Annotated in this window: 9 protein-coding genes; 4 read left to right on the forward strand and 5 right to left on the reverse strand. The window is 64.4% G+C overall.

Features of this window, described 5'->3' with window-relative positions; genetic code table 11:
• Positions 1-102: 102 nt before the first annotated feature.
• Complete coding sequence (locus tag AC5O77_RS20900; RefSeq protein ID WP_494507132.1) at positions 103-1,935, reverse strand: monovalent cation:proton antiporter-2 (CPA2) family protein; 1,833 nt, start codon at positions 1,933-1,935, stop codon at positions 103-105.
• Between the two features lie 181 nt (positions 1,936-2,116).
• Positions 2,117-3,253: a molybdopterin-synthase adenylyltransferase MoeB gene (gene moeB / locus AC5O77_RS20905; RefSeq protein ID WP_494507133.1), complete on the reverse strand. Its 1,137-nt coding sequence runs from the start codon at positions 3,251-3,253 to the stop codon at positions 2,117-2,119.
• 89 nt (positions 3,254-3,342) lie between these two features.
• Between moeB and AC5O77_RS20910 the strand changes: the two genes are divergently transcribed.
• The 4 genes from AC5O77_RS20910 (at position 3,343) to AC5O77_RS20925 (ending at position 7,102) form a co-directional block, all read left to right on the forward strand.
• Complete coding sequence (locus tag AC5O77_RS20910; RefSeq protein WP_317217132.1) at positions 3,343-4,158, forward strand: AraC family transcriptional regulator; 816 nt, start codon at positions 3,343-3,345, stop codon at positions 4,156-4,158.
• A 74-nt stretch (positions 4,159-4,232) separates the two neighbouring features.
• Positions 4,233-4,868: a LysE family translocator gene (locus AC5O77_RS20915; RefSeq protein WP_317217133.1), complete on the forward strand. Its 636-nt coding sequence runs from the start codon at positions 4,233-4,235 to the stop codon at positions 4,866-4,868.
• A 94-nt stretch (positions 4,869-4,962) separates the two neighbouring features.
• On the forward strand, positions 4,963-5,745 hold the full coding sequence (locus AC5O77_RS20920; RefSeq protein WP_317217134.1) for a lysine transporter LysE: 783 nt from the start codon (positions 4,963-4,965) through the stop codon (positions 5,743-5,745).
• A gap of 139 nt (positions 5,746-5,884) precedes the next feature.
• Positions 5,885-7,102: an amidase family protein gene (locus AC5O77_RS20925; protein ID WP_317217135.1), complete on the forward strand. Its 1,218-nt coding sequence runs from the start codon at positions 5,885-5,887 to the stop codon at positions 7,100-7,102.
• A 517-nt stretch (positions 7,103-7,619) separates the two neighbouring features.
• On the opposite strand, the gene AC5O77_RS20930 is transcribed toward AC5O77_RS20925, so the two are convergent.
• From AC5O77_RS20930 to AC5O77_RS20940, 3 genes are all read right to left on the reverse strand, one after another.
• Positions 7,620-10,385, reverse strand: coding sequence for a zeta toxin family protein (locus AC5O77_RS20930; protein WP_478057148.1), 2,766 nt, complete (start codon positions 10,383-10,385; stop codon positions 7,620-7,622).
• Positions 10,386-10,739, reverse strand: a complete 354-nt coding sequence (locus tag AC5O77_RS20935) for a hypothetical protein (protein WP_317217137.1) — start codon at positions 10,737-10,739, stop codon at positions 10,386-10,388. It abuts the gene before it with no gap.
• 51 nt (positions 10,740-10,790) lie between these two features.
• The coding region (locus tag AC5O77_RS20940; protein WP_494506876.1) for an IS3 family transposase at positions 10,791-11,011 on the reverse strand (221 nt) is incomplete at its 5' end.

Genomic DNA, 11,011 nt, shown 5'->3' on the forward strand with positions numbered 1-11,011 from the left:
ACCTCATGACGTCGGAACGTTTCCGTATTTGCCGGCCAGCGGCCGGCACTACCGACGGATGGTGCGCTGAGGTTGCCGGCCAGCGGCCGGCACGACCGGGCTTTATTCTTCCTCTTCCGGCACATCCTGCGGGTTCAGCGTCTTGCTCTCCCGCTTCGGCGCGGTGAACGGCGTCGGCGTCGGTACGCCCTGCGGGCTGTTGCCATAGATCATCCGTGCACCAGCATTCAAACCACCGCCGGCAATTTCCAACTCGAAGCGCTCAGCATCGCGGCGGCGGATCTGCTCGGCAATTTCGATCGCGTCGCCCTCATCCGCACCCAGCTCGACCAGCGCGGCCTGACCGAACAGCACTGCCGACTCAAACGTCTCGCGGATCTGGAAATCGACACCGGCATGGATCAGCCGCAGCGAATGCTCGCGGTCGAACGAGCGCACCATCAACTTGGCCTGCGGGAACTCATGCGCCACCAGTTCAACGATGCGGTCAGCCGCTTCGGCCTTGTCCACGCACACTGCAATCGCGCGCGCGTTGGCCGCGCCGGAGGCATGCAGCACATCCAGCCGCGTGCCGTCGCCGTAGTAGATCTTGAAACCGAAGCGCGCCGCGCTCTGGATCATCTCCACATCGTTGTCGATGATGGTCACGTCCACGTCGCGCGCCAGCAGCGACTGGCTGGCGACCTGGCCGAAGCGGCCGAAGCCGATCAGCAGCACGCTGCCGGACAGGCCATCGGCCTCGTCCACGCCGTCCATGTTCACCGTCGGCTTCGGTGCGATCCGCTTGTAGACCAGCACCACCAGCGGGGTCAGTGCCATCGACAGCACCACCACGGCGGTGAAGTTGGCATTGATCTCCAGGTCGATCACGCCGGCCGATGCGGCAGCAGAGAACAGTACGAAGGCGAACTCGCCGCCCTGCGCCATCAGCACGCCACGGTCCAGCGCCTGCGCATGGTCGCTCCCCATGATGCGCGCCACCACGTAGATGCACAGCGCCTTGGCCGCCATCAACGCCAGCACCAGGCCGAGGATCAGCTGCCAGTGCGCGGCCACCACGCTCAGGTCCAGCGCCATGCCCACGCTGAGGAAGAACAGGCCGAGCAGGATGCCGCGGAACGGTTCGATGTCCGCTTCAATCTGGTGGCGGAAGGTCGATTCGCTCAGCAGCACGCCGGCCAGGAACGCGCCCATCGCCATCGACAGGCCGGACAGCTGCATCAGCAGCGCCGCGCCCAGCACCACCAGCAATGCGGCGGCGGTCATCACCTCGCGCGCCTTCGATTCGGCCAGCACGCGGAACAGCGGGTTGAGCAGGAAGCGGCCGACCAGCACCAGGCCGACGATGGCGCCGACACCGATCGCCACCGACAACCAGCGCGAACCTTCGCCATCGGCACTGCCCGCGCTCGGGCCCATCCAGGCCACCAGCGCCAGCAACGGCACGATCAGCAGGTCTTCGAACAGCAGGATGGAGACGATCTTCTGCCCCGACGGCAGCGCGATGTCGCCGCGCTCGGCCAGCAGCTGCATCACCACCGCGGTGGAGGTGAGCACGAAGCCGGTGGCACCGATGAAGGCCACCTGCCATGGCAGGCCGAACAGCTTGGCGATACTGGTCAGCACCAGCGCACAGGTGACGATCTGCAGCGTGCCCAGCCCGAAGATCTCCTTACGCAGGCTCCACAGGTGCGAGGGCCGCATCTCCAGGCCGATCACGAACAGGAACATCACCACGCCGAGCTCGGCGGTATGCAGGATGGCCTGCGGGTCGGAGAACCAGCCCAGCCCGAACGGTCCGATCGCCAGGCCAGCGGCGAAGTAGCCCAGCACCGAGCCCAGGCCGGCCCGGCGGAACAAAGGCACCATCACCACCGCCGCGCCCAACAGGGCCACGACCTTGACCAGCTCGCTGGTCGCTGCTTCTACCGCCATGCGGTGTTTTCCCCAAGATCCAGAATCGGGTTCAACAATAGAGCAATGCCGATGACGGCAATAGCACGCATGTTGCGCCGGATTGTCTTGGAGGTGGAACGATGCCAAGAGTGACCCCCAGCATCATCCCGAATCCCGATACATCCATCCACGCATGGCGTGGATGAATCCCCGGACGGGTTCACCCGCCCCGGCAAAACGCGGCGTAATCGATATACCCCGGGAACGGCACGCCCGGCGCGCACACCGGGCACTGCGGGTCTGGCCGGATGCCGGTCTCGCGGAAGCGCATGCCCAGCGCATCGAAGCGCAGCAGGCGGCCGACCAGCGGCTCACCGATACCCAGCAGCAGCTTCAGCACCTCGGTGGCCTGCAGCACGCCGGCCAGGCCAGGCAGCACACCCAGCACCCCAGCCTCGGAACAGTTCGGCGCGAACTCCGGCGGCGGCGGCTCCGGGAACAGGCAGCGGTAGCACGGCGCCACGCCACGCTGGCGGCCAGCGTCAAACACGCTCACCTGGCCGTCGAAACGCTCGATGGCGGCGTACACCAGCGGCTTGGCGAGCTTGATGCAGGCATCGTTGAGCAGGTAGCGCAGCGGGAAGTTGTCCGACCCATCCAGCACCACGTCCACGCCCTCCAGCAGCCGATCCACGTTCTCGGACGTGACCCGCTCGGGCACTGCCTCGACCTCGATCGACGGGTTGAGCGCCAGCAGCCGCTCGCGCGCGGAATCGACCTTGAGCTGGCCGACGCTGGCCTCGGTATGCACGATCTGACGGTGCAGGTTGCTGCGCTCCACGCGGTCGTGGTCGGCAAAACGCAGGTGCCCTACCCCGGCCGCGGCCAGATAGAAGCCGGCCGGCGCGCCCAGGCCACCGGCACCCAGCACCAGCACCCGCGACTGCTGCAGCCGGCGCTGGCCGGCCTCGCCCACCTGCGGCAGCAGCAGGTGCCGCGAGTAGCGGTCGTAGAAGTCGCGGTCGGCGGCGCTGGCCAGCGGCTGTACCAGCGGCAGCGACTGCTCGCGCCAGGCCACGGTGCCGCCCGTCACGGAAGCGACGCGGGTGTAGCCGGCCTCCAGCAGGGACTGCGCGGCATCGGCCGAGCGCTTGCCGCTCTGGCAGATCAGCAGGATCTCCTGGTCGTGCCGCGGCAGATGCGCGGCCGGGTCGGCCTGCAGTTCGCCCTTGGACACGCCGCGCGCGCCCTCGGCCATCCCGCCGGCCCGTTCGTGCGCTTCGCGCACATCGATCAGCACCGCGCCGTGGGCCAGGCGCTCGCGTGCCCGCGCGGGGGAAAGCTCTTGGATGCTCATGGCCGCATTATCGCGCAGACACCCTCGACGCGCCTTGCCCCGAACATGGCACCATGCAGGCGTTGCCCCCTGCATCCCGGAACCGCTGCATGCGCTCTGCCACCGAATTCTGGCGTGACCCGCGCATGCCCTTCGTCGAAAGCCGACGGGCGTGCGACAGCCGCGCCTGCCATCGCCCGCACAGCCATGACACTTTCTCGATCGGCGCCGTGGACGCCGGCAGCAGCGTGTTCACCGGCGCGGCGGAAGGACCGCGCCTGCTGCAACCCGGCAATCTGGTCGGCGTACCCGCAGGCCGCGTGCATGCCTGCAACCCCCTGCCCGGCCAGGTCTGGAGCTACCAGATGTTGCACCTGGATGCGCGCTGGATGGCCGAAGTCCGCGCCGAGTATGACGGCCTGCCCGGACCCGACTGGCAGCAGGAACCCATCCGGATTTCCAGCCATCGCCTGCGCTACCAGCAGTACTGCCAGCTCAACGAGACGCTGTTCTCCGACGATCCGGTCAGCGTCAAGGAAGCGGCGCTGATCGCGTTCGTCGGCGATCTGGATGAACACGATGGTGCAGCCGTCGCCGGCCCGCCTGAAGATGCCGCACTACAGCAGCGGCTGCAGCCGGTGATGGACATTCTGCGCCAGCGGCTCGAACACACCCCGGCCCTGCAGGAGCTGGCATCGCTGGCAGGCATGAGCCGCTACCAGCTGATCCGCGCCTTCCGACGTGCCACGGGCCTGACGCCACACGCCTGGCAGATCGACCAGCGCATCCAGGAGGCCCGCCGACGGTTGTGCGAAGGCCAGGCACTGGCCGTGGTCGCGCATGCACTGGGCTTTGCCGACCAGAGTCATTTCCAGCGGGTCTTCAAGGCCCACGCCGGTGCGACCCCAGGCCAGTACCGGCGTTGAGCCTGCAATAACGTTCAATACCACCGCGCGGCACATCCCCACACTGGCGCCCCCGCCAGCCGCCGCCGGACCCGATGGAACAGTTCCTGGTCATCGCCACCGTACATTTTCTCGCCCTGCTCTCACCCGGCCCCGACTTCTTCCTTGTTGCGCGCACTGCGATCACCTCTGGCTGGCGCACCGCCAGTGGCGCCTGCGCAGGCATCGCCCTCGGAAATGGCGTCTTCATCGTGGCCGCCTTCACTGGAATGGCCATGCTGCGCGCAGATAGCGCAGGGTTCATTGCGGTGCAGTTGGCGGGCTGCGGGTTCCTGCTGTACCTCGGCACGCTGTTCCTGCGCCATGCGGGTTCGACAACGCTGCAGGCATCTGACGCTGCCGCCGGATCGCGAGCGGACGGTGCCCACGGATGGTGGAAGGCGGCAGGGCTGGGCGCCCTGTCTGCGCTGCTGAACCCGAAGAATGCGCTGTTCTACGCAACGTTGGCGGCAATGCTCAACGGCCCGCAGGCCAACGCCGCAACGAAATTCTTCTATGGCGCGTGGATGTTCGGCATCGTCCTGCTTTGGGATCTGCTGGTCGCCGCGCTGGTCGGCCACCCGTGGGTGCTGCGTCGGTTCGCACGCGCCCTGCCCTGGCTTGAGCGGGCCGCAGGGCTTCTGATGATCGCACTGGCGCTATGGATCGTCGTGTCGCTGTGGGCCGGCTGATGCCGGCGATTCGCACCTGTCGCAATGGCGTTCAATACCGCGCGTTCACACCCACCCACACTCTGCACTTTCTGTAAGTCAGTGGCAGGTTTACGTGCAGCAGTTCTTCATCGTCGCGGTGCTGTACGGCTTCGCCATGCTCCTGCCTGCTTCGCATCACGCGAAGATCCTGCGCACCGCGATGGGCGCGGGCGGGCAAGCCGCCATGGCCGCGTCGTTCGGTATCGCCATCGGTACGGGCATCATCTGTGCGACGGCTTTCGTTGCAGCGGGCATGCTGGGAAACCGCGGCCTGTGGACGCTGGCGATGCAGTGCGCGGGCTGCCTCCTGCTGCTGCGCCTGGCGGGCATGTGCCTGCGCGACGCCGGCTTGACCCCGTTCTCTCCGCTTTCCCTGCAGATGCCCTTGGGCCTGCGTCCTCGCTCCCGTTGGCCGCACGCCGAAGCAGGATGCCTGCTGGCGTTCGCCAGCAGCAGCAACTGGATGCTGCAGTTCGCGATTGCAGCCCTGGTTACCGGCCTCGTAGCCGACACTGGCACCCAGGCCGCTTACGTGGCCTGCCTGAGTGGCGTCGCGCTGTCGCTCGGCCTGCTGATGGCGTGGCTCGGCAGCCATCCGCGCTGGGCGCAGGGGTGTTGCCGATTGCTTCCATGGCTGGAGCATGCCGCGGGCCTGCTGATCGGGGCGGTGTCGGTGGCGTACCTGGCAGGTGCACTGGGTACGACCCTGGTCTGGGCAAGCATCACGGGGCAGGTGCAGATGCCGGAATCGATCCCCGCCACAAGCCAGGTGCAACCGGCTTCAACATCGCGGCGCGGCCGAGGCATGCCATGCGCGTTGCCTCATTGCCGCGCTCGTCGCAGCAGTCCGCCATGATCGAGACATCGAGAACCAAACCCATGCCTGGCTGGCGCGCCCAGCGCGCCCGCAACAGCAGCGTTCGGGTTTCATACTATTAGGCCGATGTTCGCACGGACAATCGTCACAACGCTTCGGAACCGACCACGAGATGAGCATGCACAGTAGTTACCCTGATGATCCGTCCGGCTCGATCGTCGAAAGGATCGACATAGCACCGCTTGGAGCAGGGCCTTTGGAGGGAACAACCTTCACGGTGAAGGACAATATCGATCTGGCGGGTCATAAGACCTCCTATGGCAGCCCCGCTTGGCAGGCCAGGCATCCTGCGCCGAAGCTCAATGCGCTTTGCGTCGATCAGGTATTGGCTGCGGGCGCGCGCTGCGTGGGCAAGGTCGTCGCGGACGAATTCACGTATAGCCTCGACGGCGAAAGCCAATTCTTCGGCACGCCGGTGAATGCCAGGGCTCCAGATCGCATTCCCGGCGGCTCTTCAAGTGGATCGGCAGCCTCGGTCGCCAATGGCGTGGCCGATTTCTCCATCGGCACCGATTCGGGCGGCTCAATCCGTGTTCCTGCGAGCCTGTGCGGTATCTGGGGCATGCGCCCATCCCTGCACCGGATTTCCGAAGCCGGCGTGCTGCCCTTCATGCCGAGCGTCAGCACGGTGGGCGTCGTTGCCGCATCATTGAACCTGCTTGATGCAGCGACACGGGTTTTGCTGCGCAGCAGCTCAAGCCAGCCGGCGCCGCTGCGACGTATCCTGGTCCTCGCCGATGCGCTGGACATTGCTGACGAAGCAGTGAGAAACCAGGCGGAGGCCGCCTTGCAGGCGATCGCCACCCGCACAGGCATCGAGCCGGAGACAGTCCGCTTCTCGCAGATCGTCGGCGCGGACGTTCCGCTAGTCGATTGCAATGTGAAGGCGCTTCGGAATCTGCAGACGGCCGAATTCCAGAGCACGGTTGGCAGCTGGATCGAAACACACAAGCCCGAGCTTGGCTTTGCCTTCTCCATGGCGTATGGAAATGTGCAATCGTTCGACCGGCTTACCGCACTCGACAGCATCACCCGCTGCGAATGGTTCTTCGAGAGGATCAATGCTTTCCTCATGCCCGGAACCGTCATCTGCTTCCCCACGACGCCTGTCATTGCCCCTCTCAAGGGATCGCTGACGACGCTGGAAGCCGTGCTGGACTTCTACGATAGGACAATGGCGATCACCGCCTTTTCCGGTGTCGCGCGGCTGCCCGAGATTTCCATGCCGTTGCTGACTGTCGACAATTGCCCGGTTGGACTCTCTGTTGCCGCTGGTCATTATCAGGATGAATTCGTGCTGGCCTCAGCCAGGCAGATGACAGAAGGAATTGCATAAGTCGAATCCAGTCCTGGCCCTAAAGAAGCGTCCATGCCCAAATCCCGTCGCTGAAAGGTCCCCTCGTCGAGTTCCACATCGAGGTAGGTCCCCCAGCGACCGCCCAGCGCACATCAATCAGCACAGCGCCTTAGGCCAGGCGCTCACGCGCCTGCGCGGGGGAATCTCTTCGATGCTCATGGCCGCATTGTCGGGCACGGGGCGCCGTACCGCGTCGACCGGTATCTGCGAACACGGGGGGTTGCCGGCCAGCGGCCGGCACTACCACAACGAAAAAGGCGGCCCTACGGCCGCCTTTCTCTGCATCACTCGCCATGATGGCGCATTTGCCCAACAAATCGGGCTTACCTAGTCACGCCAGCACGTCGGGTGGGTAATAGACAGGGCGGATTCAATCAGTTCGGCTTCCGGTGACGCTTCAGGACGCCATCGGCATGTTCGGCACGTCAACGGCGCGGGGCGCGCTCTGGAGGAACATGCCTCGCGTCGTCGGCTCGTCAGTACAAACCAGCAATGACTACCGCCCCATGCTGGCCGCTCTAGCTTGGTTTTCCTGCTGATGCTGTTCCTGAAGCTGTGTGGCATGGGATTGCTGCTCCACCTCGCGGCTGACCGCCTCGTACTTTTGCGCTGACGCCGCAACCGGAGTTTGCACTGCCTGCTCGGTGGGCATGAACGCACGCAGGTGCGCAGGATCGTCCAGCCTCCCCTGGACCAGGAAAACGTTGTGTGCGACAGGCTGTTCTGAAGTTGCATTGCTCAGCAACACATGGTCCACCTGCTTCAACCCATTGCCCTTTGCCAATACCATCAGGCTGGCTGTCATCCGCTCGCTGGTCTCGTCAAATTCGCGCCCGTAACGCGCGTCCAGCGCGGCCACGCCATCGCGGATCTGCCGATACAGCGGGTCGGCCTGCATGGCAGTCATTGCCTGGGACGGTGTTGGTTCCTGCCGAGGCGGCATCGGCGCCCCCGCATGGGACTGCTCCATTGGCTGTTCAGTGGTGGCCCCCGCGGCCTGTTGCGGGTTATCGATGCCGGTAGAGGAAGCCCGGCCTTGTGTCCGATGGATGTCCTCCGTCGTGGTCACGGCCGCAATGGTATAAGTCTTGCCGTCAGCGGCCAGGCGGAGATTGGCAATAGGGCTGTCCACGTCGTAACCGCCGTTGGCGTTCCGCTGCAACTGCAGGGCAGTGGTGTCGGGCCCCAGACCCTGCGCGGTCTGTGTGGCCTGGACTGCAACCGCGCTCGCTGCCAGTTGTTCTGCACTCAGGACCACCCCAGCGTTCGCGTAGGCGCCCTGCAGCGTGTCGCGCATGCGCTCATCAGCCGTCATCGGCGACGGCTTCTGTATAGCGTGGGGCGGCGGTAACGTCGCCTCTACCACATCGCGGGTGGCGTCCAACTCGGCGCGCAGATTGCCGCTGGCAGTGGAATCGTAGATCACCCCCTCGCTGACCCAACGGCCGTCCGCCTGGCGCTGGTAGCGGTTGTCGTCGGAGGCGGCCAACGCGTCCAAATCGGTGCGTGCCTGCTGCACAGCCTCGGGTATTGAGCCATAGGACGCCCAGCCATTCTGGGCATAGGCTGCTTCGTAGCGCGCCGCAATCACCGGGCGGCTGTTGGCAGCATTGTGCAGCACGACCTGGGCAGCGGCCTGATCGAGTTCGGCCGCTCGTTCTGGACTGGCCACGTCGATCCGCGTCTCGCGCTGGCCCAGCTCGTACACGGCAGTGATCACTTCGCGTTGCCACTGCTGGCCGTCGGCCGTACGTGTCCACTGCGCCGGATACCAGCTTTGCGGGTCGCTGACATTGGCGGGTTGCGTGAACGGGTCTTGCTGGCTGGGCGGGCTGCCAAGCACCAGTTTCACCGACTCGCTGGTTGCCTGGTAATTCAGCTGGTTGGCAAGGGCTGGAGGCGCGCGCAAAAGGCCACGCGTCGGGTTGTCGATGCCATCGTTGCTGTTGTCAATCGGTGCGGGGCGCTGCCAGCCTTGATCGGGATGATCCGGATCATAGGTCCAAGTGTTTCCCTGACTGTCGGCTTGATTGTAGATGCGACGGTTGTCCGTCCACTCGGCAATCTTGTCGCCCGCGAACGCGCCCGCTATCCCGCCGATGGCGCCTGTGACCAGCAAACCGGGGCCTGATTCGACGCCCGCGACCGCACCGACTGCCATGCCCAGACCTGCGCCGGTAAAGCCGCCTACACTGCGTGCGCCGAAGTGGATCAACCCTGACTCTGCGGCTGTGTCATTGCCTTCGCCACGCAGTCGGCTACTTGCTCGCAGAGCCTCACCGGCGTCATAGGCATCCAATGCCAGGCCTGCGATGCCCAGTGCCCCACCCGCGCGGATGCGGGTGGGGCGAATGCGCACCGCATGATCAATATCGACCATTTGTCGCGCCTGCCGCTCAAGCCCCTCGACCACTTGAGCTTCGCTGCGCTCTGTCAGTAGGTTCTCTCGCGTGGGCCGAGCGACCTTGTCGTTGTGGGACAGCGTCTGTGGCAAATCACGGTGCCAGGCCTGCTGCTCCTGCCAGCCATCCCGCAGCTGGCGGGTGAGGGCGGGATCTTTTAGCCGGGCTTCGCGCGCCTCTTGCAATGCAGCCCCAGGCAACTTCGGGCTGGTGTGGCTGTCGTACAACTCCTTGCCTTCACGATTGAAGATGCGAATTTGCACATCGGTGCGTTCGTGCACCATGTCCAGACTATTGGGCAGCTTCTCGTAGATCGCATCGCGAGCACCAGCGGGAACGTAGCGACCATTGCCTTTGCTGTCCAGGTCGCGAGAGTAGCGCACGTCAACCCCGAGCTCGCTCTCCAGCTTTGGAGATGCAATGGCGCGCACCTCCACCGTGTAGCCCTTCGATTGCAGGTCCTTGATCAGTTCGGACGACCACTCACCGTTGCTCAACGTGGTGTCGAAGATCAGGTTCTTCTTCCCTGCAACGGTGGCATCTAGCAGTTTGTCAGACCACGCGCTGGCGTCAGGATGGGTGTACGAAGACCATGTGTAGGGATAGCTCTCCTGGAATTTCCCTATATCTGGGTGGTATTTGCGCAGCTCATCGGGGTCGATCTTGATGACATCATGCTGAAGCTCAGTCTCGGCCCCACGGGCCAAGCTACCTTTACCTGCTCCGGGTTGCCCCGCGAGGATGATTGCTCTGGGCTGAGATTGCGAAGTAACCCTGGTGAATCCGCTGTCAGGAAAGACTGCCTCCTCGAACACACGAGAATGTGTTGCGGCGTCGAGACCACCATTTGACGTGCTCACTCAAACGCCCTCGATCAATTTAAAGTAATCCCATAGATCATTCATCAATCCAAGCCGCATTCCTCCATTGCTGGAGCTAGCTTGAAACATGAGGCGTTCTTTTGCCTTGGCTTGTGCAATCGCCGCCGGATCGCCGCCCGCCTCGGCCGCTTTGGTTTCTTCGCGGGCATCCACGGCGAAGGTACTGAGCGCAGCCTCCAATGCCCAAATAGCCTGTTCAGATAAGGGGATGCCTTTGGACGGCTTTTCAACTACGCGATTTAAGTCAGCCTGCAGGGTTTGAATATGCTCAGGATAGTCCTTGAGCATCTCGCGCAGCCTTTGCGGAACGGGAGGCGGAGAATCGACTGGCATGACAGGTCCTTTAATGTATGTGTGGGTTTCCGTTCAGTGCAACGGGGGGTTCTACCCCGATATCACGGACGGTTCTAAAAGAGCTGCAACCTTCTGATCCTGCCTGGCGACCCTTCGCCGCATCCTTGGATTGTGGCGTCGCTCAATGTAGTCAAACACATCCGCTCTTGCTGCATCCAGTGTCGGGTAGCTCGTTCGATAGACTCGCTCACGCTTGAGCAGCCCAAAAAAGCCTTCGCAGGCGGCGTTGTCGCCGCAATGTCCAACGGCGC

It is taken from the genome of Stenotrophomonas sp. INTA L402-1, from assembly GCF_059295135.1.

Bases quoted from the DNA above. Each gene is read 5' to 3' on its own strand.
- AC5O77_RS20900 (WP_494507132.1), bottom strand. From the start codon at position 1,935: ATGGCGGTAGAAGCAGCGACCAGCGAGCTGGTCAAGGTCGTGGCCCTG.
- moeB (WP_494507133.1), bottom strand. From the start codon at position 3,253: ATGAGCATCCAAGAGCTTTCCCCCGCGCGGGCACGCGAGCGCCTGGCC.
- AC5O77_RS20910 (WP_317217132.1), top strand. From the start codon at position 3,343: ATGCGCTCTGCCACCGAATTCTGGCGTGACCCGCGCATGCCCTTCGTC.
- AC5O77_RS20915 (WP_317217133.1), top strand. From the start codon at position 4,233: ATGGAACAGTTCCTGGTCATCGCCACCGTACATTTTCTCGCCCTGCTC.
- AC5O77_RS20925 (WP_317217135.1), top strand. From the start codon at position 5,885: ATGCACAGTAGTTACCCTGATGATCCGTCCGGCTCGATCGTCGAAAGG.
- AC5O77_RS20935 (WP_317217137.1), bottom strand. From the start codon at position 10,739: ATGCCAGTCGATTCTCCGCCTCCCGTTCCGCAAAGGCTGCGCGAGATG.